This window comes from Streptomyces sp. NPDC058335 (assembly GCF_042723915.1).
Taxonomy (GTDB): domain Bacteria; phylum Actinomycetota; class Actinomycetes; order Streptomycetales; family Streptomycetaceae; genus Streptomyces.
Window position 1 is genome coordinate 115,543 of the sequence record NZ_JBHXHX010000020.1, and the last position, 25,189, is coordinate 140,731.

General features: G+C 71.2%; 17 protein-coding genes. All 17 read right to left on the reverse strand.

Going from position 1 to position 25,189, the window contains the following annotated elements; all coding sequences use genetic code 11:
* Positions 1–29: 29 nt before the first annotated feature.
* Positions 30–1,049 carry a Gfo/Idh/MocA family protein gene (locus ACFWJX_RS32270; protein ID WP_383249865.1) on the reverse strand — a complete coding sequence of 340 codons (1,020 nt, stop codon included), beginning with the start codon at positions 1,047–1,049 and terminating at the stop codon, positions 30–32.
* Positions 1,046–2,161, reverse strand: a complete 1,116-nt coding sequence (locus ACFWJX_RS32275; protein WP_383249866.1) for a DegT/DnrJ/EryC1/StrS family aminotransferase — start codon at positions 2,159–2,161, stop codon at positions 1,046–1,048. The genes ACFWJX_RS32270 and ACFWJX_RS32275 overlap by 4 nt, the downstream gene beginning before the upstream one ends.
* 469 nt (positions 2,162–2,630) lie before the next feature.
* Positions 2,631–6,683 (reverse strand): Rne/Rng family ribonuclease, encoded by a 4,053-nt coding sequence (locus ACFWJX_RS32280; protein ID WP_383249867.1) that lies wholly within the window; start codon positions 6,681–6,683, stop codon positions 2,631–2,633.
* A gap of 277 nt (positions 6,684–6,960) precedes the next feature.
* Entirely contained in the window at positions 6,961–7,725 is a 765-nt protein-coding gene (locus ACFWJX_RS32285) for a TIGR03936 family radical SAM-associated protein (RefSeq protein WP_383249868.1), read from the reverse strand.
* 48 nt (positions 7,726–7,773) lie between these two features.
* Entirely contained in the window at positions 7,774–8,808 is a 1,035-nt protein-coding gene (locus ACFWJX_RS32290; protein ID WP_383249869.1) for a hypothetical protein, read from the reverse strand.
* 52 nt (positions 8,809–8,860) lie between these two features.
* Complete coding sequence (locus ACFWJX_RS32295; protein ID WP_383249870.1) at positions 8,861–9,073, reverse strand: hypothetical protein; 213 nt, start codon at positions 9,071–9,073, stop codon at positions 8,861–8,863.
* Between the two features lie 415 nt (positions 9,074–9,488).
* The gene (locus tag ACFWJX_RS32300; protein ID WP_383249871.1) at positions 9,489–11,414 is read right to left on the reverse strand and encodes a TIGR03960 family B12-binding radical SAM protein; all 1,926 of its coding nucleotides are present in this window, start codon (positions 11,412–11,414) and stop codon (positions 9,489–9,491) included.
* 89 nt (positions 11,415–11,503) lie between these two features.
* Complete coding sequence (locus ACFWJX_RS32305) at positions 11,504–13,048, reverse strand: CHAD domain-containing protein (RefSeq protein ID WP_383249872.1); 1,545 nt, start codon at positions 13,046–13,048, stop codon at positions 11,504–11,506.
* Positions 13,049–13,156: 108 nt separating this feature from the next.
* Complete coding sequence (gene rodA / locus ACFWJX_RS32310; protein ID WP_383249873.1) at positions 13,157–14,356, reverse strand: rod shape-determining protein RodA; 1,200 nt, start codon at positions 14,354–14,356, stop codon at positions 13,157–13,159.
* Positions 14,353–16,611: a penicillin-binding protein 2 gene (gene mrdA / locus ACFWJX_RS32315; protein ID WP_383249874.1), complete on the reverse strand. Its 2,259-nt coding sequence runs from the start codon at positions 16,609–16,611 to the stop codon at positions 14,353–14,355. The genes rodA and mrdA overlap by 4 nt, the downstream gene beginning before the upstream one ends.
* A gap of 209 nt (positions 16,612–16,820) precedes the next feature.
* Positions 16,821–17,492 carry a rod shape-determining protein MreD gene (gene mreD, locus ACFWJX_RS32320; RefSeq protein WP_383249875.1) on the reverse strand — a complete coding sequence of 224 codons (672 nt, stop codon included), beginning with the start codon at positions 17,490–17,492 and terminating at the stop codon, positions 16,821–16,823.
* 15 nt (positions 17,493–17,507) lie between these two features.
* Complete coding sequence (mreC, locus tag ACFWJX_RS32325) at positions 17,508–18,449, reverse strand: rod shape-determining protein MreC (protein ID WP_383249876.1); 942 nt, start codon at positions 18,447–18,449, stop codon at positions 17,508–17,510.
* Between the two features lie 171 nt (positions 18,450–18,620).
* Positions 18,621–19,640 (reverse strand): rod shape-determining protein, encoded by a 1,020-nt coding sequence (locus ACFWJX_RS32330; protein WP_073496790.1) that lies wholly within the window; start codon positions 19,638–19,640, stop codon positions 18,621–18,623.
* Positions 19,641–19,974: 334 nt separating this feature from the next.
* Complete coding sequence (gene ndk / locus ACFWJX_RS32335; RefSeq protein ID WP_059205347.1) at positions 19,975–20,388, reverse strand: nucleoside-diphosphate kinase; 414 nt, start codon at positions 20,386–20,388, stop codon at positions 19,975–19,977.
* A 64-nt stretch (positions 20,389–20,452) separates the two neighbouring features.
* A complete protein-coding gene (locus ACFWJX_RS32340) occupies positions 20,453–20,818 on the reverse strand; it encodes a DUF4233 domain-containing protein (RefSeq protein ID WP_383249877.1) in 366 nt (121 codons plus the stop codon).
* An 11-nt stretch (positions 20,819–20,829) separates the two neighbouring features.
* The gene (locus tag ACFWJX_RS32345; RefSeq protein WP_383249878.1) at positions 20,830–22,353 is read right to left on the reverse strand and encodes a bifunctional folylpolyglutamate synthase/dihydrofolate synthase; all 1,524 of its coding nucleotides are present in this window, start codon (positions 22,351–22,353) and stop codon (positions 20,830–20,832) included.
* A gap of 95 nt (positions 22,354–22,448) precedes the next feature.
* Positions 22,449–25,100, reverse strand: a complete 2,652-nt coding sequence (locus ACFWJX_RS32350) for a valine--tRNA ligase (protein WP_383249879.1) — start codon at positions 25,098–25,100, stop codon at positions 22,449–22,451.
* Positions 25,101–25,189 lie beyond the last annotated feature (89 nt).

The following is a 25,189-nucleotide window of genomic DNA, read 5'->3' on the forward strand; positions in this document are numbered from 1 at the left end:
GCACACACCGTTCCCCCGATGAGTGACGCTCAGCTGCCATGGAGGGCCAGGTCCTCCGGCTGAAGGGAAACGCTGACGTTCTCCGACGCGGAACGCAGAACCGCCGCCGCGACCTCCACCGTACGCATGCCCTGCCGCAGGGTGCAGATGTCGGCGGGCTCGCCGAGCACCGCGTCCCGGAACAGCTCGTGCTCCACCTGGAGCGGCTCGCGCTTCGGGATGGCGTAGCGGATCATGTCGCCCTCGGAGACACCGCGGAAGGCCTGGAGGGCCTCCCACTCGGTGGTCACCGCCGCGTTGGAGTGGAAGGTCAGGTCGGCGGTGAGGGTGTCGGCGATGAAGCAGCCGCGCTCACCGGTGACCGAGGTGAACCGCTCCTTGAGCGGGCTCAGCCAGTTGACCAGGTGGTTGACCATGGTGCCGTCGTCCAGGCGGCCGACCGCGGAGACCATGTCCTCGTGCTCACGGCCGCTCTTGGAGACGGTGTGCGCGGCGATGGACACGTATTCCCGGCCCGTCACCCAGCCGGTGAGGTCGATGTCGTGCGTGGCCAGGTCCTTGACCACGCCGACATCCGCGATGCGGTGCGGGAACGGCCCCTGGCGACGGGTGACGACCTGGTAGACGTCACCCAGCTCGCCGGCCTCCAGGCGGGCGCGCAGCGAGCGCAGTGCCGGGTTGCACCGCTCGATGTGACCCACGCCGGCCACCAGGCCGCGCGACTCGAAGGCCTCGACGAGCCGGCGGGCACCGTCGACGGTGTCGGCGACCGGCTTCTCGATCAGCGCGCAGACGCCGGCCGCGGCGAGCGCCAGACCGACCTCCTCGTGCAGATGAGTGGGGCAGGCCACGACCGTGTAGTCCACGCCCAGCGCGATCAGTTCTTCGACCGTGTTCAGGACCGGCACACCCTGCGCGGCACCGAACTTGTCGCCCATCGGGTCGACGACGCCGACGAAGTCGACGCCGTCCAGGCCCGCCAGGACACGGGCGTGGTGACGCCCCATCGAGCCGAGGCCGACGAGTCCGGCCCGCAGAGGCTTGCTCACAGCTGCTCTCCCAGCGCGTTCACGGCGGTCACGATGCGCTCCAGGTCCTGCGCCGACAGCGCGGGGTGCACGGGCAGCGAGACGACCTCGGAGGCCGCCCGCTCCGTCTCGGGCAGGTCCCAGGAGCGGCCCGCCTTCTGGTCCGGCTCCCAGTACGGCTTGAGCCGGTGGATCGGGGTCGGGTAGTACACCGCGTTGCCGATGCCGGCCTCGGTCAGCTTGGCCATGGCGGCGTCACGGTCACCCTGGATACGCACGGTGTACTGGTGGTACACATGGCGCGCGCCCTCGGCGACCTTCGGCGTCACCACGTTCGGCGCGGTGATGTTGTCGGTGAGGTAGGTGGCGTTGGCGATGCGCTGCTCGGTCCAGCCGCCGAGCTTGGCGCGCTGCACCCGGCCGATCGCGGCGGACACGTCCGTCATCCGCACGTTGGCGCCGACGATCTCGTTGGCGTACCGCTGCTCCATGCCCTGGTTGCGCAGCAGGCGCAGGGTCCGCGCGGTCTCCGCGTCACCCGTGGAGATCATGCCGCCCTCGAGGCTGTGCATGTTCTTCGTCGGGTAGAAGCTGAAGGTGCCCGCTGCGCCGAACGCGCCGACCGGCGTGCCGTGCAGCGCTGCCGAGTGGGCCTGGCAGGCGTCCTCGACGACGGCGAGCCCGTGCTGCTGCGCGATCGTCATGATCCGGTCCATCGCGGCCGGGTGGCCGTAGAGGTGGACGGGCATGACGGCGGCGGTGCGCGGGGAGATCGCGGCCTCGAAGGCGGCCGGGTCCAGACCGAAGCTGTCGGCCTCGATGTCGGCGAAGACCACGTCCGCGCCCACCAGACGCACCGCGTTGGCGGAGGCGGCGAACGAGAACGAGGGGACGACGACCTCGTCGCCCGGACCGATGCCCAGCGCGAGCAGCGTCAGGTGCAGCGCCGAGGTGCCGGAGTTGACCGCGACACAGTGGCGCCCGTCGACCAGCTCCGAGAACTCCTCCTCGAAGGCGGCTACCTCGGGCCCCTGGACGACCCGGCCGCTCCGCAGCACGCGGACCGCGGCCTCGATCTCGTCCTCGCCGATCACAGGCTTGGCGGCCGGTATGAACTCATGGGCGTCGGTCATCGACATCCCCTCCTCTACGGCGACCTCAAAGGCGCGTCGTGCTTCTTCGGGAAGGGGCCGCGTCGATCTCAGCACGGCCGCATCCCTGGGTGTTCACCGCTGCCTTCGGGCGGGCGAACGGCTTGTACACAGGACCCGCCCCCCGAGGGTTCCTTGCGGGAATACAGCCGTATCCGAGCCGGAGGGCCGGATGTGCTGGTCGGCTGCGGTCACGGCGGGCATGGCTGTCGCCGCCGAGACCACGGTTCACGTTACCAGCACGGAGACGGCAATTTTCCCTAGGGTTACCACAGAGAAACCTGGCCTTGAGGTGCGCTCCATCACAAGCAAGAGACAGAGTAACTCTCGCGTGAACGCCGGGCGACGCGGCACGACACGAGCGGCGGCGTGCGACACCCGATGGAGACCGGGCGTCACACGCCGGCACTGTCCCGCCGACCCGAGGGCCGGCGGGACAGCCCGCGGGAGGTCAGTCCTCCGTGTTGGCCGAGACGGAAGAGACGCTCTGCTGCGCCGCCGCCGTCGTCTTCGACGCCGCCTTCTTGGCCGTCGTCTTCTTGGCCACCGTCTTCTTCGCGGCCGTCTTCTTCGCCGCGGTCTTCTTGGTGGCTGCCTTCTTCGCCGTGGCCTTCTTCGCCGTCTTGCGGGCGGCCGTCTTCTTGACCGGGGCGTCTTCCTCCGACGCCTCGGCGACCTCCGCCTCGGCGGTCTCCGCCTCAGCCGGGGCCGGGGCCTCCGCCGTGGCCGACGGGACGACCACGACGGCCGTCTCCTCGGCCGCGGTGGGCGCGGTGGCCTTGCGGACGGCACGGCGCCGCGGACGGGCCGGGGCCGCGCTCTCGGCCACCGGCTCGGCGACCGGCTCGGGCTGCTCCGCCGGAGCCTGCGCGGGCGCGGACTCGGCGACCGTCACGACGGCGGCCTCCGCTCCGGCGGGCGAACCGGCCGGCGCGGACACCTTGCGGGTGGCCCGGCGGCGCGTACGGCCCTGGGGTGCGGCCTCCTCGGCGACGGGGGCCTCGACGACCGGGTCCTCCACGGCGACCGGCTCGGCGTGCGCGACGGCGGCCTCGGCCGGCTGCACCGGCCGTTCGACCTCCGCCTCGGCGGACACGTCCTGCGCCGTGGGCACCTCCGCGACCGGCTCGGACACGGCCTCCCGCCTCGGCGCACCGCTCCTCGGCGCACCCGCGGGGGCCGAGGCCCGGCGGCTCGACCGGCGTCGGCCACGACCGCGGCCCGCCGCGGCCTCCGCCTCGGCGACGCTGCTGTACAGCTCCTCGTCGGGCTGGAACTCGGGCACCTCGAGGGCGACCGGCTCGGCCACCTCGGCGGCGACCTCGGCCGCGGTCTCGGCCTCCTCGCCCGCGCTCACCACGGTCTCGGCGGCGACCGTCTCGTGCTCATGGTCGTGCTCCTGGACGTCGCCGCCCCGGCCGCGCTTCTTGCGCTTGCCGCCGCCACCGAGGGCCGTCGGCTGGTCGAGATGGACGATGACACCGCGGCCGTTGCAGTGGACGCAGGTCTCGGAGAACGACTCCAGCAGGCCCTGGCCGACACGCTTGCGGGTCATCTGCACGAGACCCAGCGAGGTCACCTCGGCGACCTGGTGCTTCGTACGGTCCCGGCCCAGGCACTCCAGCAGGCGTCGCAGCACCAGGTCCCGGTTCTGCTCCAGCACCATGTCGATGAAGTCGATCACGATGATGCCGCCGAGGTCGCGCAGCCTGAGCTGACGCACGATCTCCTCGGCCGCCTCCAGGTTGTTCCTGGTGACCGTCTCCTCGAGGTTGCCGCCCTGGCCGGTGAACTTGCCGGTGTTGACGTCGACGACGACCATCGCCTCGGTCCGGTCGATCACCAGCGAACCGCCGCTGGGCAGCCAGACCTTGCGGTCCAGTGCCTTGGCGAGCTGCTCGTCGATCCGGTAGGTGGCGAAGACGTCGACCTCGGAGGTCCACCGTGACAGCCGGTCGGCCAGGTCCGGGGCGACGTGCGAGACGTAGCCGTGGATGGTCGACCAGGCCTCGTCACCGCTGACGACGACCTTGGTGAAGTCCTCGTTGAAGATGTCGCGGACCACCCGGACGGTCATGTCCGGCTCGCCGTAGAGCAGCGTGGGCGCGTTGCCGCTCTTGGCCTTCTTCTGGATGTCCTCCCACTGCGACTGGAGCCGCTCGACGTCGCGGCGCAGCTCGTCCTCGCTCGCTCCCTCGGCGGCGGTGCGCACGATGACGCCCGCGTCCTCGGGGACGATCTTCTTGAGGATGCTCTTCAGCCGGGCCCGCTCGGTGTCGGGCAGCTTGCGGCTGATGCCGGTCATCGAGCCCTCGGGGACGTACACGAGGTAGCGGCCCGGCAGGGAGACCTGGCTGGTCAGTCGGGCGCCCTTGTGCCCGATCGGGTCCTTGGTGACCTGCGCGAGGACCGGCTGGCCCGACTTCAGGGCGGACTCGATGCGGCGCGGCCCGTTGGCCATGCCGAGCGCCTCGAAGTTGACCTCACCGGCGTACAGGACGGCGTTGCGGCCCTTGCCGATGTCGATGAAGGCGGCCTCCATCGACGGCAGCACGTTCTGGACCTTGCCCAGGTAGACGTTGCCGACGTACGAGGTCGACTGCTCCTTGTTGACGTAGTGCTCGACGAGCACCCCGTCCTCCAGGACGCCGATCTGCGTACGGTCGCCGTGCTGGCGGACGACCATCACGCGCTCGACAGCCTCACGGCGGGCCAGGAACTCGGCCTCGGTGATGATCGGGACACGACGACGGCCCTGCTCACGGCCTTCCCGGCGGCGCTGCTTCTTCGCCTCCAGACGGGTCGATCCCTTGATGGACTGGACCTCGTCGGACGGCTCGCTGGCCTTGCGCGGCTCGCGGACCTTGACGACGGTGCGCTCCGGGTCGCTGTCGACCGGCTCGGCGTCGGTCGCGCCGTCCCCGGCGCGACGGCGACGGCGGCGGCGACGACGGCTGCCCGCGGTGGAGCCTCCCTCGTCGTCGGCGTGGCCCTCCTCGGCGTCCTCGTCCTCCTGCTCGGCGGTGTCCTCGGCGTCCTGAGCGGCCTGCTCGGCGGCCAGCTCGTCGGCGTCGACGTCACCGGAGTCGCCGTCCGCGCTGTCACCGCGACGACGGCGACGGCCGCCCCGGCGGCGACGGCGGCGCGAAGCGCCCTCGTCGGTGTCGTCGTCACCCTCGGCGGCCTCGTCGGCGGCCTCCTCGGCCTCCTCCGGCTCCGCCTCGTCCTCGGCGGCGGGCTCGACGGTCCTGGTCGGCTCCGCAGGCTCCTCGGCGTGGGCACCGCGGCGCCTGCGGCGGCGCCGTGACCCGGTCTGCTCCTCCGGAAGCTCCTCGGTGACCTCGACCGGCGCCGTGGGCTCCTCGACGGGCTCCTCGACCTCGACCTCGGCGGCCGCGGCCTCGGCGGCGGCGCGTTCCGGCGTCTGGAAGCGCGGCTCGGTGAACACGGGCGCCTGGAACACGGCGACCGCGGGACGGGTGGGACGACGCGGGGTGTCCTCCTCCTCGCCGGCCGGGCGCGGGGGCGCGGCGAAGCCGACGGCGGCCTTGCGGGTGACGCGCCGACGCCCACGGCGGGTGCCGGCCTCCTCCTCGGCCTGCGGAGCGGGCGCCTCGGGCGCCTCCTCCTCCACGACGGCGGGCTCGACGGGAGCCTCGGCCTCCTCCGGCGCCACGGCGGGCGCGGCGGCGGCACGGGCAGCCCGACGGCGCGTACGCCGCGGGGTCTCCTCGACGGCGGGCGTCTCGGCGGGCTCGGCCTGCTCGGCGACGGCGGGCGCCTCGGTGACCTCGGCGACGGTCTCGGTGACCTCGGTGGTCTCGGCGGCCAGCGGCGCACCGGTGGGCGCGGTCGCCCGGCGCGTGGCCCTGCGGCGGGTCCGCCCGGCGGGCGCGGCCTCGGCGGGCGGGGCCTCGGCGGGCTCTGCCGTCACGGCGGCCTCGGCTGCCGCGGGGGCCACGGTCTGCGTGGTCTCCGCGACGGTCTGCGTGGTCTCGGTCTGCTCCGGGGCGGCGGGTGCCGTCACGGTGCGGGTGGCCCGGCGGCGGGTGCGGCGCGGAGCGGCCTCCTCGGCGGGGGTCTGCTCCTCGGCGGCGACGGCCGCGGCCGGCTCGGCGGCTGGCGCGGGCACCACGGTCTCGGCGGCCTCGGCCGCGGCGGGCGTACCGGCCGGAGCACCGGCGGGCGCGGACGCCCGGCGGGTGGCCCGACGGCGCGGACGCGCGGCGGGTGCGGCCTCCGCGGCGGCCTCGACGGCGGTGTCCACCGTCGTCTCTTCCCCGATGTTCTCGGTGTCCTCGATGTCCTCCGCGGCCAGGTCGGCGACGGATTCGGCGGCCGGTATGGCCGGCGCGACGGTCTCGGCCGGGGTCTCGGCGGCACCGACCGGCGGACCCGCCGGTCGGGAAGCGGCACGGCGCCGACGACGCGGCGGCAGGGTGTCGCTCGGGCTGTTCGTTGCGGAGTCCGGTACGGACTCTGTGGATTCGGTCGGTTCGAGCATGCGGGCGTATCTCCCGTCAGGCTCCCGGGCGCCGCGCTGGTCCGGTGCCGATCACGGTGGATCGGTCGCCGTTGACGTCCGCGGCTCGCGCTGTGCGCGGTGCCGCCGTCCGGGGCGCGGGCGCCGCACGGGAGCTCTCTAGTGTCCTGTCTCGCCGGTTCCGTACACCGAATGTGCACGGCCTGGCGAAAGTCTTGTGGTCGGTGCGCTGCCCGACCCAGGTGGCTCCCGAGTGCGAGGGCGGCGCTACGACGTGCGTCCCTGTGCGGAACCTTCCCTACGCCGGCGTCTTCGCGGCGGCAGTCACATCGGCCGTGGAAAGGGCCTCGGCTGCCTCGCGGTCGGGCGCGAGCGGGTCGGTCACCACGCCGGTCTCTTCATCGAACAGCCCCTGCGCCAGCCTGGTCACCCCTGCGGGGACCGGCGGCGCCAGGTCGGCCACGGCGCGAAGACCGGACAGGACGTCGTCGGGTCGAACGGCAGGCGTCACGTGCCGAACAACCAGCCGCAGTATCGCACAGGGCTGGTCCGTCGGCCTATCAGCCTGTGGATTCTGTGTTTCAAGGTGCACGACGGCGGAGCGGGCGTCGAAGGTGCGGACGCCGTTCTTCATCAGTCGCTGGACCTCGACGGTGTCGGCCGCATTGAACGCGGCCACCGCGCGGTCGGCCTCTGCGGGGTCCACGCCGGCCAGGCGCATCTCCCACACGGAGGCCGTGAGCCGGTCGGCGAGCCCCGACGTACGGGCCTCCACCGCGTCGACGATGTCGAGCCCGGTGGGCAACGACTCGTCGAGCAGCTCACGCAGTTTCTGCGGGTCCCGCGCCTCGGTGAGCGCGATCTCCAGGTACTCCGCCTCGCTGCCCGTGCCGGTGGGTGCGGCATTGGCGTACGACACCTTCGGGTGCGGTGTGAACCCCGCCGAGTACGCCATCGGCACCTCGGCACGGCGCAACGCGCGCTCGAAGGCACGCTGGAAGTCACGGTGGCTGGTGAACCGGAGGCGGCCGCGCTTGGTGTAACGCAGTCGGATGCGCTGCACCGCGGGTGCGGGCGGCGGGCCTTCGGGCTGTCGCTTGCCCAGTGTCGTTCAGTCCTTCGTGAGAGGGGTCGTACTGCTATCAAGAGTACGTGTCCCGCGCCCGGAAGGTTCCCTCCGGGCCACGAGCTGCGGCTGCCGGGGACCGCCGAACAGAAGGCGCCGCATGTCGGCGCGGGCCTGCCGCACGGATGCGCGGGCGGCGGACAGGGACTGCCGGACGGTACGGCCCACGGCGCGCGCGGCCGCGGCGGCGGGCCGCAGCACGACGTCCCGGACGACGTGCCCGACCGGTGTCAGCACGCTCCGGTACACCCAGCGCACCGGCTCCACGAAGATCCACCGCAAGAGGGTCCCGAGGAATCGTCCGACGGCCAGCGAGATGTGCCCCGCGATCCGCCAGGCGTGCCGCAGCGCGTCCCACACCTCCCGTCCGACGAGGGCGAGGACCCGGCCGACGGGCGCCAGGACCCAGCGCCACAGCGCGAGGGCGGGCAGCACGAAGAGGACACGGGTGATCCAGTACAGGACCCGGCCGATCCCGGTGACCAGCAGGGCGAGCAGCCGCCCCACGCCCAGCACGCACCAGGCGATCGCCCGTCCGACGGGGGCGAGGAACCAGTCGTACAGCCAACGGGCGGGTACGACGACCAGGTACCGCGCCAGCCAGGCGAGGGCGGCGCCCAGGCCGATCACGGCGGGCGTCAGCACATGCGCGTACAGCCAGGCCAGGGCGTGGCCCACGGGGGTGAGGAGGTAGCGGTAGCACCAGACCAGCGGGGCGACGACCAGCACCTTCCCGAGCCAGGCCAGGGCCTTGGCGACGGGAACGACGACGTACCGCCACACGGCCGCCAGGGGCAGGACGACGAGGACCCTGCCCAGCCACAGCAGGGCCCGGCCGAGCGGGCGCAGCAGGATGTCGTTCAGGAAGCGGCAGGCGACGACGAGCGCGTCCCATGCCATCCGCGCCGGCAGGACCAGTACGAGCGCGACGATCCGCACGGGCAGCCGGATCGCGACGACGAGACATCCTTCGGGCTGCGGCTGCGGAGGCTGCCGGACGGGCGGCTTGTCGAGGTCCATACCTGAGAGGACGCCGGAGCGGCCCGTCCGGATCCCGCCACACCCGCGGTTCTCACTTCCGCCTGCCCGGCATCGTGCCCCGCCCCGCCTTCGGGGGCGGCGGCCGGGAGCGGACGCCCGTGAGGGAGAACGCGAACAGCAGCCCCCACCGGTAGACCCAGGACCGGGTGAACGGCGGGTCGTCGGGCTCGGGGCGGCCGACGACAACGGCGAGCAGGGCGTACGCGGTGCGGTGACGGTCCTTCAGGCGGAGCCCGGAGGACAACTCGTGGTCCGCTTCGAGGGGTTGCGGGCGGCTCTCCCCCGCGCGTGAACGCGTCCACGGCGCCCGGCCGGTTCTCGATCCGTCCGGCGAGCAGGGACCCGGTCTCCGGCAGGGAGCAGTCGGCCTCCTCCGCCCGGCCGCCCATCGCCGCACGCCGCTCGTAGAGGTCGATCGCCTCGCGCGCGTGCCCGGCGGTCGCGTTCGGTGGTGGCGGGGTAGAAGACGGTGCGCGGTTGCCCGGATCGCGGGCGAGTTCGGCCCGCGGCAGACGGGCGTCGCGGGCGGACTCGTCGGCGCGGCAGCCGCCGTCGGCGTGGTCCTCGACGACGAGCGCGTCCAGGCTGTGCTGACGCACGAGGGCCCGGCCGCACCGAACGGTGCGACCGGGCCCTCCCGCACGCGGGTTCCGCTCGCCCTACTTCACGACGGTCAGCGGCAGCAGCTTCTTGCCCGTGGGGCCGATCTGGATGGAAGTGTCCATCGCCGGGCACACGCCGCAGTCGAAGCACGGCGTCCAGCGGCAGTCCTCGACCTCTGTCTCGTCGAGGGAGTCCTGCCAGTCCTCCCAGAGCCAGTCCTTGTCGAGGCCGGAGTCCAGGTGGTCCCAGGGCAGGACCTCCTCATAGCCGCGCTCACGGGTGGTGTACCAGTCGACGTCCACGCCGAAGGGGGCCAGCGCCTTGTCGGCGCTGCTCATCCAGCGGTCGTAGGAGAAGTGTTCGCGCCAGCCGTCGAAGCGGCCGCCGTCCTCGTAGACCGCGCGGATGACGGCGCCGATGCGGCGGTCGCCCCTGGACAGCAGGCCTTCCACGATGCCGGGCTTGCCGTCGTGGTAGCGGAAGCCGATCGAGCGGCCGTACTTCTTGTCGCCGCGGATCTTGTCGCGGAGCTTCTCCAGGCGGGCGTCCGTCTCCTCGGCGGAGAGCTGCGGCGCCCACTGGAACGGGGTGTGGGGCTTCGGCACGAAGCCGCCGATGGAGACCGTGCAGCGGATGTCGTTGGCGCCGGAGACCTCGCGGCCCTTCTGGATCACGCGGGTCGCCATGTCGGCGATCTGGAGGACGTCCTCGTCGGTCTCCGTCGGCAGACCGCACATGAAGTACAGCTTCACCTGCCGCCAGCCGTTGCCGTACGCGGTGGCGACGGTCCTGATCAGGTCCTCTTCCGAGACCATCTTGTTGATGACCTTGCGCAGGCGCTCGGAGCCGCCCTCGGGGGCGAAGGTGAGGCCGGACCGGCGGCCGTTGCGCGTCAGCTCGTTGGCCAGGTCGACGTTGAAGGCGTCGACCCGGGTCGAGGGCAGGGAGAGGCCGATCTTGTCCTCCGTGTAGCGGTCCGCGAGGCCCTTGGCGACCTCGCCGATCTCGCTGTGGTCCGCGGAGGACAGCGACAGCAGGCCGACCTCCTCGAAGCCGGTCGCCTTGAGGCCCTTCTCCACCATGTCGCCGATGCCGGTGATGGAGCGCTCGCGCACCGGGCGGGTGATCATGCCGGCCTGGCAGAAGCGGCAGCCGCGGGTGCAGCCGCGGAAGATCTCCACCGACATCCGCTCGTGCACCGTCTCGGCCAGCGGCACGAGGGGCTGCTTGGGGTACGGCCACTCGTCGAGGTCCATGACCGTGTGCTTCGACACGCGCCACGGGACGCCCGACCTGTTCGGCACGACTCGGGCGATGCGGCCGTCCGGCAGGTACTCGACGTCGTAGAAGCGCGGGATGTACACGCCGCCGGTCTTCGCCAGGCGGAGGAGGACCTCCTCGCGGCCGCCCGGCCGGCCCTCGGCCTTCCACTCCCGGATGATCTTCGTCATGTCGAGCACGGCCTGCTCGCCGTCGCCGATGACCGCCGCGTCGATGAAGTCGGCGATCGGCTCGGGGTTGAAGGCCGCGTGGCCGCCGGCCAGCACGATCGGGTCGTCCAGCCCGCGGTTTTCGGACTCCAGCGGAATGCCCGCCAGGTCCAGCGCGGTCAGCATGTTCGTGTAGCCCAGCTCGGTGGAGAAGGACAGGCCGAACACGTCGAAGGCCTTCACCGGGCGGTGGCTGTCCACGGTGAACTGCGGGACGTGCTGCTCGCGCATCAGGGCCTCCAGGTCCGGCCACACGCTGTACGTGCGCTCGGCGAGGACGCCCTCCTGCTCGTTGAGGACCTCGTACAGGATCATGACGCCCTGGTTGGGCAGCCCGACCTCGTACGCGTCCGGGTACATCAGCGCCCAGCGGACGTCGCAGGACTCCCAGGGCTTGACCGTGGAGTTGAGCTCACCGCCGACGTACTGGATCGGCTTCTGCACGTGCGGGAGCAGAGCTTCGAGCTGCGGGAAGACCGACTCGACAGACATCGCGGGGTTACCTTCGTGAGCTGACAGGGGTGACCATCTAGCCTAACCCGCTCATGAGTCGTCCCCGAACGCCGAAAGTGCCCGGCGGCTCAGACCGCCGTCGCCGCGCCGATCGTCTCCCAGGCCTCCGGCAGCGCCGCCTCCGCCAGCTCCGCCCGCCGCTCCTCCCTCGCGTACAGCACGCCGTAGGTGAAGGCGCTCTCCCCCGCCGCGTGCGCCTGGGCGGCGAGGTCGCGCAGGGCCTCGCGGGTCATCACGCTGTCCTGGTGGTCGCCGAGCAGTCCCTGGAGGGACTTCATCAGACGGACCAGGTCGGCGGCGGGCCCGCCGAGCGCGGGTGCGGCCGTCTCGGCGGAGTAGCGGGTCCGCTTGGCCTTCTTGCGGGCATTGTGCAGGGCCAGGTCCCGGTCGGCGCCCGACGGCTGCGCGAGCGCCTCCTCGACCAGCGCGGCGACCTGCCCGAAGTCCTTGCGTACGGCCTTGGCGAGCACCTTCTCCGGAGCACCCGCGGCGGCCGTCAGCAGCGGCGGTTCGCCGACCAGCCGGTCCAGCGTGTCGAGCAGCGCCAGATACCGCTTGCCGTCCAGTACGGCGATGAGGCGCCGGCGTGAGCCGCCGCTGCGCGCCCCTGCCCAGGTGCGCAGCCGGTTGCGGACGGGGCCGATGACCAGCGGGCGCGGAAGGGCGTCCAGGGCGGCCGTCAGCCGGTCGGTGAGCACCTCCTGGTCCCGGTCCACGCCGAGTTCGCCGGCGAGCCACTTCAGCTCCTCGCCGATCGGGTCGGTGACGGTGCGGTCGAGAACCCTGGCGTAGGACCGGAACGCGCTGCGCATCCGGCGGGTGGCGACGCGCATGCCGTGCACGGAGTCGGGGAGGTCCCGGCGGACGGCCGGATCCAGCTCGACGATCGTGTCCCGCTGGGCGCGCAGATACGCCAGGACGTGGTCCCCGGCGGTCACCGGGGTGACGGGGGCGCTCGCCTCGGCGGCCGGCTTCCCGTCCTGCCGGGCCTTCGGCTTCGCCCTCTTCTTCGGCTTCGGTTCGGTCTCCGCGAGTGCCCGTGCCAGCTTCGACGCCGACCCGGACGGCCGTACGCCCGCCTTGCGGAGCCGCTTCTCGACCTTGTCGAGGAAGTCCGGGTCGCCGCCGTCGGCGAGTTCCACCTCGATCTCGGTCCACTGGGCGGAGCCTCCGTCGCCGGTCAGCCGGTCGGCGCGTACCGCGTCCACGCTGACCTCGGCGAGCAGCCGGCCCTCGGCGTCGACCAGATCGCGTACGTCACGGGCGGAGCGGAGCCGGACCACCGGTGCCACCTCGGCGTCCCGTACGTGGGAGCGGATCAGCCCGGCGAGGGCGCGCGGGAGCGTGTCGGACAGCGGGGCCCGTAGCTCGTCGCGGACTCCGGGGGCGACCGGGAACTTGAGGTGCCAGCCCGCGTCGGAGCCGCCGGTGCGGCGCCGGAGGGTGACGGAGGCGGCGGAGAGCCGCGCGTCGGCGGTGTCGTAGTAGGTGGCGTCCAGTTCGGCGACGCCCTTGTCGAGGACGGCCGCGACCCCGGCGACGCCCGTGAGGTCGGGCAGCCCGCTGTCATCGGATTCGTACTTGCGCTCGATCTCGCGCTTCGTCTCCGCCATGAACCGAATCTAGTGGCAGCCGAGCCGGGACGGCAGGGCCGACCGGGCTCGACTTCCCGCCGAACGCGAGGAGAACGGCAAGTGACGTGATGCTCGGACCACTTGGGTCTAGGCCGACATGGGCCGCTGCACCCGGATCGACTGCAACAGCCCCACCGCCACCCACACCGCGAACATCGATGTGCCGCCGTAGGACACGAACGGCAGGGGCAGGCCGGTGACCGGCATGATGCCGAGGGTCATGCCGATGTTCTCGAAGGACTGGAAGGCGAACCAGGCGACTATCCCGGCGGCGACGATCGTGCCGTACAGCTCGGTCGTCTCGCGGGCGATGCGGCAGGCCCGCCACAGGACGATGCCGATCAGCACGATGATGACGCCGCCGCCGACGAAGCCCAGCTCCTCGCCGGCCACCGTGAACACGAAGTCCGTCTGCTGTTCGGGGACGAACTGGCCGGTCGTCTGCGAGCCCTCGAACAGTCCGGACCCGGTGAGCCCGCCCGAACCGATCGCGATGCGCGCCTGGTTGGTGTTGTAGCCGACGCCCGCGGGGTCGAGGCTGGGGTTGGCGAAGGCGGCGAAGCGGGCGATCTGGTAGTCGTCCAGGATGTGCAGCTGCCAGACGGCGATCGCACCGGCCGCGCCCGCGCCGAGGAGCCCGAAGACCCACCGGTTGGAGGCGCCGGAGGCCAGCAGCACGCCCAGCACGATGATCACCATGACCATGACGGACCCGAGGTCCGGCATCAGCATGACGATCAGCATCGGTACGGCGGCCAGACCGAGGGACTGGAGCACCGTGCGCTGATCGGGGTAGAGCTTGTCGCCCGCGTCGACCCGGGCCGCCAGCAGCATCGCCATGCCCAGGATGATCGTGATCTTCACGAACTCCGAGGGCTGGAGCGAGAATCCGCCGCCGAGCTGGATCCAGGAGTGCGCGCCGTTGACGGTGGAGCCCAGCGGGGTGAGCACCAGCAGGATCAGCAGCACCGACAGGCCGTACAGGATCGGGACGGCGTTGCGCAGGGTGCGGTGGCCGAGCCAGACCGTGCCCATCATCAGGGCGAGCCCGATACCGGTGTTCACGAGGTGCCGGAACAGGAAGAAGTACGGGTCGCCCTGGTTGATCTCGGTACGGTTGCGGGTCGCCGAGTACACCAGCAGGGCGCCGATCAGTGACAGCGCGACGGCCGCCAGCAGTATCGGCCAGTCCAGCCGGCGGGCCAGCGAGTCGCGGGCGAAGAGCCGCGTCCAGCCGGCCCGGTCGGGCCCGTACCCGGAGACGGAGAAGCCGTTCGCCCCGGTCATGTGCGCTTCCTCCGGCTTCCCCGCCGGCGCCCGCGCCGCCGCGTGTCACGGTTGGTGGACTCGGGCGAGGCGGTGGTCGCCGCCGGTTGTGTCCCGTCGGGGACGGGCGTGCCCTCCTCGGTGGCCTTCTGGTAGGTCTGCTGCTCCTTCGCCGGGTCCTTGGAGATCTTCGGGGAGGCGATCGTGCCGTCCGTCTTGATCTTCGGCAGGTCCTTCTGAGGGGTGGGCAGCAGCGCGTTCTTCTTGTTGATCACGCCGTCGTCCGAGACGCCGTAGAGAGCGTCGTATATGTTCCGCACGGCCGGACCGGAGGCTCCGGAACCCGTACCACCCTGGGAGATCGTCATCACGATCGAGTAGTCCTTGGTGTACGTGGCGAACCAGGACGTCGTCTGCTTGCCGTAGACCTCGGCGGTACCGGTCTTGGCGTGCATCTCGATCTTGTCCTGCGGCCAGCCGCCGAAGCGCCAGGCCGCCGTACCGCGGGTGGCCACGCCGGCGAGGGCGTCGTCCATCTGGGCCAGGGTCTGCTTGGTGACGGGCAGCTTGCCGTGCGCCTGCGGCGCGATCTCCTGGACCGTCTTGCCGTCGGGGCTGACGATGGCCTTGCCGACCGTCGGGTCGTACAGCGTGCCGCCGTTGGCGATGGCCGCGTAGATGGTGGCCATCTGGATCGGGGTCACGAGGGTGTCGCCCTGGCCGATGGAGTAGTTGATCTCGTCACCGGCGCGCATCTTGTTGCCCTCGAGGCAGTTCTCGTACGCGATCTTCTCGACGTAGCTGCCGTCCTTCTTGCCCGTCTTGCACCAGCCGACCTTGTTGGCGTCCCAGTAGGACTGCTTCCACTCGCGGTCGGGGACGCGGCCGGTGACCTCGTTGGGGAGGTCGATGCCGGTCTCCTTGCCGAGGCCGAACTGGTGGGCGGTCTTGTAGAAGTAGTCCTTCGGCTTGCCCTTGGGGTCGATGCCGCCGTCCTTCTGCCACTCGCGGTGGGCGAGGGAGTAGAAGACGGTGTCGCAGGAGACCTCCAGGGCGCGGCCCAGGTTGATCGGGCCGTGGTTCTGGGACTCGAAGTTCTTGAAGACCTGGCCGCCGACCGAGTACGAGCTGGAGCAGTTGTAGCGCCCGTCGAAGTCGTAGCCCGCCTGGACCGCGGCGGCCGTGGAGACCACCTTGAAGATGGAGCCGGGTGCCGCCTGACCCTGTATGGCCCTGTTGAGCAGCGGGTAGTTGGAGGACTTCCCGGTGAGCTTCTTGTAGTCCTTGGCGGAGATCCCGCCGACCCAGGCGTTCGGGTCGTAGTTCGGGTTGGACGCCATGGCGACCACGCGGCCGGTCCTGGACTCCATCACGACGACCGCGCCGGCGTCGGCCTTGTAGTTCTCGTTGGTGTTCCTGTCGTGCTGCTTGCGGGCTTCCTTCATCGCCTCGTTCAGCTCGTACTCGGCGACTCGCTGGACGCGGGCGTCGATGCTGGTGACGAGGTTGGAGCCGGGCTGTGCCGGGTCGGCCTCGGCCTCGCCGATGACCCGGCCGAGGTTGTCGACCTCGTAGCGGGTGACGCCGGCCTTGCCGCGCAGTTCCTTGTCGTACTGGCGCTCCAGGCCGGACCGGCCGACCTGGTCGGAGCGCAGGAAGGGCGAGTCGGTGTCCTGGGCCTTGGTGATCTCCTCGTCGGTGACCGGGGAGAGGTAGCCGAGGACCTGGGCGGTGTTGGCCGCGCCGGGGCTCGGGTAGCGGCGCATCGCCTCGGGCTCGGCGGTGATGCCGGGGAAGTCCTCGGCGCGCTCGCGGATCTGCAGGGCCTGCTTGGGCGTGGCCTCGTCGGTGATGGGGATCGGCTGGTAGGGCGAGCCGTTCCAGCAGGGCTGGGGGGTCTTGGCGTCGCACAGCCGGACCTTCTGCGCGACCTCCTCGGCGGTCATGCCGAGGACGGCGGCGAGCTTGGCCAGGACGGCCTTGCCGTCGTCCTTCTGCTTCAGCAGGTCGGTGCGGGAGGCGGAGACGACGAGCCGTGTCTCGTTGTCCGCGAGGGGGACGCCCCGCGCGTCCAGGATGGAGCCGCGCACTGCGGGCTCGACGACCTGCTGGACGTGGTTGCCGGAGGCCTCCTTGGCGTACTCCGCGCCCTCACGGATCTGGAGGTACCACAGCCGGCCGCCGAGGGTGCCGAGGAGGGAGAGGACGAGGATCTGGATCACGACGAGCCGGATCTGGACCCGTGGGGTCCGCCCGGTCTCGGGAATGTTGGTCACTGCGGCTGTCTCCCCCTCTCAGGGCGCGGACGTGTATGCCCGGACGCTTGTGCGTGTGGCTGTGGCTGTGCGTACGAATGATGAACGACCGGCCCGTGAGGCCTCGTTCCGCCCCGGCGACCCCGTTCGAGTGAACCTTCGGGCGCCGCCTTCGCCGGGGACGCGCCCGGCACGGCCGCCGGTCTCACCCCATGTCAACTCCCCCGTGTTCACAGCCGCTTGACCCCCTTGATGCGCCCCGCGCGGGCCACTCGGGAGCGGGCCGCCTTCATCTTGAGGCCGCCGCGCTGGCCGCCGATCCGCAGGCCGGTGCCGGAGGAGAGCCACCCGGAGGAGATGTCGGACGCCTTGCCGCCGGAGTTCGTTTCGGCGAGCGGGTCGTTGTCGGCGCGCCGGGCCAGGAACATCACGCCCGGCACGACGAAGGGGGCGAGCAGCAGGTCGTACAGGGCCGCCGAGAACAGCAGGCCGGTGAGGCCGACGTGGCGGGCGGCGGTGTCGCCGACGAGGGCGCCGACACCGGCGTACAGCAGGGTGGAGCCGATCGCGGCGGCGGCCACCACGACCATCGGGCCGGTGGCCGACTTGATGCGGCCGGTCTCCGGTTTGACGAGCCCGGCGAGGTAGCCGATGACGCACAGCACGAGCGCGTAGCGGCCGGCGGCGTGGTCGGCGGGCGGGGCGAGGTCGGCGAGCAGTCCGGCGCCGAAGCCGATGAGGGCGCCGCCGACATGGCCGTAGATCAGGGCGAGGCCCAGGACGGTGAGGAGGAGCAGGTCGGGGACGGCGCCGGGGAGGTGCAGGCGGGCGAGAACGCTCACCTGGATCACCAGGGCGACGACGATCAGCGGGACGGAGAGCAGGATCCGGTTGACGCGCATGGGGGTAGTCAGCTCCTACTGCTCTTCCTGGCCTTCGACGGGTGCGTTCGCGTTCGGGGTGACCGTGACGGTCACCGTCGGCGCGGGGACCGGCTTGGGCTTGGTGGGCAGCACGGTGTCGCGCGGGTCCTTCTTCGGGGCCTCGACGACGACGCCGACGATGTCGAGCTTGGTGAAGCTGACGTACGGCGTGACGTAGAGGGTGCGGGTGAGGTCGCCGCCGGACGGGTCGACGCGGGAGACCACGCCGACCGGCACGCCGGGTACGAACGGCTTGTCGGCCTGCGAGCCGAAGGTGACCAGGCGGTCGCCCTTGCGCACCTCGGCCTTGCCGTTGAGGAGTTCGACGCGCAGCGGGCGGTCGCCCTGTCCGGAGGCGAAGCCCAGTTCGTCGGAGGCCTCCATGCGGGTGCCGACGGTGAAGTCGGGGTCGCTGGCGAGCAGGACGGTGGCGGTGTCGGGGCCGACGGTGGTCACGCGGCCGACCAGGCCGTCCCCGTTCAGGACGGTCATGTCGCGGGTGATGCCGTCGTTGGCGCCGACGTCGATGGTGACGGTCCAGGAGAAGCCCTGGGCCGCTCCGATCGCGATGACCTGGGCGCCCTTGATGCCGTACTGGCCGGCGCCGGCGGTCTTCAGCATCTTGTCGAGCTGCGCCAGCCGGCTGCGGTTGCGGTCGTCGCTGCCGAGTTTCGCCTCGAGCGCCGCGTTCTCCTTCTCCAGCGCGGCGAGCCGGTCATGGCGCTCACCTGAGTCGCGTACGGCGGAGACCGCGTTGCCGACGGGATCCACCGCCGACGCCACCCCGTTCTCGATCGGGCCGAAGACCGCGGACGCGGCCTGCCGGGCACCGTCGACCGGGGAGTCCTCTCCGCCGCGGATGTCCACCGTGATCAGCGCGAACGCGACGGCGACCAGCAGCACCAGGAGCAGCCGGCTCTCTCGTGTGTCCCTCACGTGCGGCGGCCGTGCCCTTCCTCATAGGAATACGGGAATTCGGGTAGCCCCCGGGAAATTCCGAGGGCGCGGTACGGGGTGCTTGGGGGTTCTTGGGGATCTTATGCCTCGATATCAACGATCCGCCGTACGAGAGGCGATCATCTCGTACGGCGGAATCGAAGCGTTACGTCATCTGCGCGGCGCCGCGTCCAGAACCTGCTGGAGCGCCTCGAACTCCTCGACGCACTTGCCGGATCCGAGCGCCACGCTGTCCAGCGGGTCCTCGGCGATGTGGATGGGCATGCCGGTCTCCCGGCGCAGCCGCTCGTCCAGACCGCGCAGCAGGGCTCCGCCGCCGGTCAGAACGATCCCTCGGTCCATGATGTCGCCGGACAGCTCCGGCGGACACTTGTCGAGGGTGGTCTTCACGGCGTCGATGATCGCGTTGACGGGTTCCTCGATCGCCTTGCGCACTTCGGCGGCCGAGATGACGACGGTCTTGGGCAGCCCGGACACCAGGTCCCGGCCGCGGATTTCGGTGTGCTCGTCGGAGTCGAGGTCGTACGCCGAACCGATCGTGATCTTGATCTGCTCGGCCGTCCGCTCACCGAGAAGGAGGCTGTACTCCTTCTTGATGTGCTGGATGATCGCGCTGTCCAGCTCGTCGCCCGCGACGCGGATGGACTGGGCGGTGACGATGCCGCCGAGCGAGATGACCGCGACCTCCGTGGTGCCGCCGCCGATGTCCACCACCATGTTGCCCGTGGCCTCGTGGACCGGCAGGCCGGAGCCGATGGCCGCGGCCATGGGCTCCTCGATGATGTGCACCTGCCGGGCGCCGGCCTGGGTCGACGCCTCGATGACGGCACGGCGCTCGACGCCCGTGATGCCCGAGGGCACACAGACGACGACCCGCGGCCTGGCCAGATACCGCCGCTTGTGGATCTTCAGAATGAAGTAGCGGAGCATCCGCTCGGTGATCTCGAAGTCGGCGATGACACCGTCCTTCAGCGGACGCACGGCCACGATGTTGCCGGGGGTCCGCCCGATCATCTTCTTCGCTTCGGAGCCGACCGCGAGGATGCCACCGGTGTTGGTGTTGATCGCGACGACGGACGGCTCGTTGAGTACGATCCCGCGACCCCTGACGTACACCAGCGTGTTGGCGGTCCCGAGGTCGACAGCCATGTCACGGCCGATGAACGACATTGAGTTCCCCATCAGGATTCGACTGGCCTTCCCATGAGCTTGTGAGGGCTTTTCAGGTCGGCGAGGTGGGTGCTGTGACGTGAAGGCTTACATCGTAAACGCGCCTGCACGAACACTGCGCGAGGGTCTTCGCCATTGTCAGCAGATGCCGCAGCGCCTCGCTTGTGGAGACGGTCCATCGGGGGCACGCGTTCCCCCGATCGGCACGCATATGCCGAGGGACGGCCGAAATCGTACGGCCGTCCCTGGTCAGGCGAAGAGGCGAGGTGACGGCCCCTCAGAAAAATTCCCGAAACCTCCGCGGCCGACGAGGCCGGGGGTGCCGTTCCGTGGCTCAGGCACGCCCGGGGAAGAAGATCTTCACCTCGCGCTCGGCGGACTCCTCGGAGTCGGAGGCGTGGATCAGGTTCTCGCGGACGATCACACCGAAGTCGCCGCGGATGGAGCCGGGTGCGGCGGCGATCGGGTCGGTCGGACCGGCCAGGGCGCGCACGCCCTCGATGACCCGCTCGCCCTCGACGATCAGGGCGACGACCGGGCCGGAGGCCATGAACTCCACCAGCGGCTCGTAGAAGGGCTTGCCCTTGTGCTCGCCGTAGTGCTGCTCCAGGGTGTCCTGGTCGAGCGTGCGCAGTTCCAGCGCGGTGATCTGCCAGCCGGCCTTGCGCTCGATACGGCTGATGATCTCGCCGGTCAGGCCACGACGGACGGCGTCGGGCTTGAGGAGGACGAGGGTGCGCTGGCTCACTGGGTGACTCCTTCTACTGCCGGTGTGCGGTGGGACGAGATTACAGGGCGTGTCCGAGCCCTTGTTACGCAGCGTCAGCAGTATCCGAGGGGGAGGCGGCGGCCTGCGCGGCGAAGCGCGCCTTGGCCTCGTCGATCTCCCGGCCGTAGTGCACGGACGCCCACCACAGGGCGCCGAAGAGCAGGCCGAGGATGAACATCATCGGCACGATGAAGCCGCTGAGGACGAGGGCGATCTGGAGCGCCCAGCCGAGGGCGACGCCCCCGGGCCGGGTGACCACACCGCACAGCAGCAGGCTGAGGAACATCGCGATGCCGCACACCGTCCACACCGTGGACGTGGTGAGGTCGGCGTCCTTCATGGCCACCAGACCGGCGAAGCCGATGATGAAGAACTCGCCGATGAGGGTGGAGGAACAGAGCGTACGCATGGTGTGAGGACTCAGCCCTTCCCCAGGAGCAGCCGGGCTTCCCCGACCGTGATGACGGAACCGGTGACCAGGACGCCGCCGCCGGCGAACTCGCCCTCCTCCTCGGCGAGCGTGATCGCCGCCTCCAGGGCGTCGGGCAGCCGCGGCTCGACCTGGACGCGCTCCTCGCCGAACACCTCGACGGCGATCGCGGCCAGCTCGTCCGCGCCCATGGCGCGGTGGCTGGTGTTCTGGGTGATGACGACCTCGGCGAAGATCGGCTCGAAGGCCTCGAGCAGCCCCCGCACGTTCTTGTCGCCGCTGGCCCCGACCACGCCGATCAGACGGCTGAAGTCGAAGGCCTCGCCGACCGCGTCGGCGGTGGCGCGGGCACCGGCCGGATTGTGGGCCGCGTCGAGCACGACGGTCGGGGAGCGCCGGACGACCTCCATGCGGCCCGGCGCCGTCACGGACGCGAAGGCCTTGCGGACGGTGTCGATGTCCAGCGGCTCGGGCCGCTGGGCACCCACGCCGAAGAACGCCTCGACGGCGGCGAGCGCGACGGCAGCGTTGTGCGCCTGGTAGGGGCCGTGCAGCGGGAGGTACACCTCGGGGTACTCACCGCCGACGCCGCGCAGGGTGACCAGCTGTCCGCCGACGGCGACCTGCCGGGCGACGACCCCGAACTCCAGTCCCTCGCGCGCCACCGTGGCGTCCACCTCGACGGCCTTCTTCAGCAGGACCTGCGCCGCGTCGACGGGCTGCTGGGCGAGGATCACGGTCGCGCCCCGCTTGATGATCCCGCCCTTCTCCACGGCGATCGCGGCGGGCGTCTCACCGAGCCGGTCGGTGTGGTCGAGGTCGATGGGGGTGACGACGGCGACGTCCCCGTCGATCACGTTGGTGGCGTCCCACGAGCCGCCCATGCCCACCTCGACGACGGCCACGTCCACGGGGGCGTCGGCGAAGGCGGCGTACGCCATGCCGGTGAGCACCTCGAAGAAGGACAGCCGGTACTCCTGGGCGGCGTCGACCATCTCCACGTACGGCTTGACGTCGTGGTAGGTCTCGATGAACCGCTCGGCCGGGACGGGCGCGCCGTCGAGGCTGATGCGCTCGGTGATCGACTGCACGTGTGGGGAGGTGTACCGCCCGGTGCGCAGGTCGAAGGCGCCGAGGAGGGCCTCGACCATGCGGGCGGTGGTGGTCTTGCCGTTCGTCCCCGTGATGTGGATCGAGGGGTACGCCCGCTGCGGCTCGCCCAGGAGGTCCATCAGCGCGGCGATCCGGCTGACGGACGGCTCCAGCTTGGTCTCGCCCCAGCGGGTGGCCAGCTCCGCCTCGACCTCGCGCAGGGCCTTGTCGACCTCGGGGTCGGCCGGCCGGGTGGGCACACCGGACTCCGGCGGACCGCCCAGGGTGCGCAGGGTGCGGCTGCCGGCCTCGATCACCGCGAGGTCGGGGTCGCGGTCGGTCTCGGCCGCGATGATCTCCTCGAACGGGTCGAGGGCATCGGGCTGGTCGTCGTCGTTGCCGTTGGGGGGGAGCTCGCTCACGGGGCCAGTCTACGGACGGCCACCGACAGACAGCGGCGAAGGCCCCCGGAACTGTACGTTCCGGGGGCCTTCACCCACATACGGCATACGGGCGCCTACGCCTCCGGCAACCGGTCCAGCTGCGTCTTGATGCGGGCGATGTCCTCGTCCGCCCTGGCCAGCCGGGCGCGGATCCCGTCGACCACCTTGTCCGGTGCCTTGGACAGGAAGGCCTCGTTGCCGAGCTTGCCCTGCGCCTGGGCCTTCTCCTTCTCCGCGGCGGCCAGGTCCTTCGCCAGCCGCTTGCGCTCCGCGGCCACGTCGATCGTGCCGGACAGGTCCAGCGCGACCGTGGCGCCCGAGACCGGCAGGGTCGCCGTCGCCGAGAAGTCCTCGCCCTCCGGCTGGAGCCGCAGCAGCTGGCGGATGGCGGCCTCGTGCGGGGCGAGGGCGGTGCCGTCCAGGTCCAGGCGGGCCGGGACCCGCTGGCCGGGCTGGAGGCCCTGGTCGGCGCGGAAGCGGCGGACCTCGGTGATGACCGACTGGAGCGTCTCGATCTCGCGCTCGGCGTCGGCGTCCCGGAAGCCGCCCGGTGCGTCAGCACCGGGAACGGACACGGCGGTCGGCCAGTCGGCGATGACGACGGACCCACCGCCGGTGAGCGTCGTCCAGAGGGTCTCCGTGACGAACGGGACGACCGGGTGCAGCAGCCTCAGGGTGACGTCGAGGACCTCGCCGAGGACGCGCTTGCTGACCTCGGCCGGCTCGCCGCCCGCCAGGAACGTCGTCTTGGACAGCTCGACGTACCAGTCGAACACCTCGTCCCACGCGAAGTGGAAGAGGGCGTCGGTGAGCTTGGCGAACTGGAAGTCGTCGTAGAACGCGTCGACTTCGGAGACCACCGAGTTGAGGCGGGACAGGATCCAGCGGTCGGTCGCCGACATCTTCGAGGCGTCCGGCAGCGGGCCCTCGACCGTCGCGCCGTTCATCAGCGCGAAGCGGGTGGCGTTCCAGATCTTGTTGGCGAAGTTGCGGGAGCCCTGGACCCAGTCCTCGCCGATCGGCACGTCGACGCCCGGGTTGGCGCCGCGGGCGAGGGTGAACCGCAGCGCGTCGGAGCCGTACTTGTCCATCCAGTCCAGCGGGTTGACCGCGTTTCCGAAGGACTTGGACATCTTCTTGCCGAACTGGTCGCGGACCATGCCGTGCAGGGCGATGGTGTGGAACGGCGGGGTGCCGTCCATCGCGTACAGGCCGAACATCATCATCCGGGCGACCCAGAAGAAGAGGATGTCGTAGCCGGTGACCAGGACGGAGTTCGGGTAGAACTTCGCGAGCGACTCGGTCTGTTCGGGCCAGCCGAGCGTGGAGAACGGCCACAGGCCGGAGGAGAACCAGGTGTCGAGGACGTCGGTGTCCTGGTGCCAGCCCTCGCCGGCCGGGGCCTCGTCGTCGGGGCCGACGCAGACGACCTCGCCGTTCGGCCCGTACCAGACCGGGATCCGGTGTCCCCACCACAACTGGCGTGAAATACACCAGTCGTGGAGGTTGTCGACCCAGTCGAAGTACCGCTTCTCCATCTCCTGCGGGTGGATCTTGACGCGGCCGTCGCGGACGGCGTCACCGGCGGCCTTCGCCAGCGGGGCGACCTTGACCCACCACTGCATGGACAGGCGGGGTTCGATGGTCGTCTTGCAGCGCGAGCAGTGGCCGACGCTGTGGGCGTACGGCCGCTTCTCGGCGACGATCCGGCCCTCGGCGCGCAGCGCGGCGACGATGGCGGAGCGGGCCTCCAGCCGGTCCAGGCCCTGGAAGGGGCCGTGGGCCGTGATGACGGCGTGCTCGTCCATGATCGTGAGGGACGGCAGGTCGTGACGCTGGCCGATCTCGAAGTCGTTCGGGTCGTGGGCCGGGGTGACCTTGACGGCGCCCGTGCCGAACTCGGGGTCGACGTGCTCGTCGGCGACGACCGGGATGGAGCGGTCGGTCAGCGGCAGCCTGATCAGCTTGCCGACCAGGTGCTTGTACCGCTCGTCCCCGGGGTGGACGGCGACGGCCGTGTCACCGAGCATCGTCTCGGCGCGGGTGGTGGCGACGACGATGGTGTCGTCCCCCTCGCCGTACTTCATGGAGACGAGTTCGCCGTCGTCGTCCTGGTACTCGACCTCGATGTCCGAGATGGCCGTGAGGCAGCGGGGACACCAGTTGATGATGCGCTCGGCGCGGTAGATCAGCTCGTCGTCGTAGAGCCGCTTGAAGATGGTCTGGACGGCCTGCGAGAGGCCCTCGTCCATGGTGAACCGCTCGCGCGACCACGCGACGCCGTCACCGAGGCGCCGCATCTGGCCGCTGATCTGCCCGCCGGACTCGCCCTTCCACTGCCAGACGCGCTCGACGAAGGCCTCGCGGCCGAGGTCGTGCCGCGACTTGCCCTCCTTGCCCAGCTCGCGCTCGACGACGTTCTGCGTGGCGATGCCGGCGTGGTCCATGCCGGGCTGCCACAGCGTCTCGAAGCCCTGCATGCGCTTGCGGCGGGTGAGGGCGTCGATGAGGGTGTGCTCGAAGGCGTGCCCGAGGTGCAGGCTGCCCGTGACGTTCGGCGGCGGGATGACCACGGTGTACGGCGGCTTGTCGCTCTTGGCGTCGGCCTCGAAGTAGCCCCGCTCGACCCAGCGCTCGTACAGCGGCGCCTCTACGTCGGCCGGCGCGTACTGGGTCGGCAGTTCGGTCGTGGGCGCTGGGGGCTGCTGCTGAGCGTTCTCGGTCACGGGGCCAGTTTAGGGGTGTCACCACGCCGTCCCGAAACGCCTTTGTTCTGTAACGGTGGGGGCCCCGCCACCGTGCCCGCAACGACATT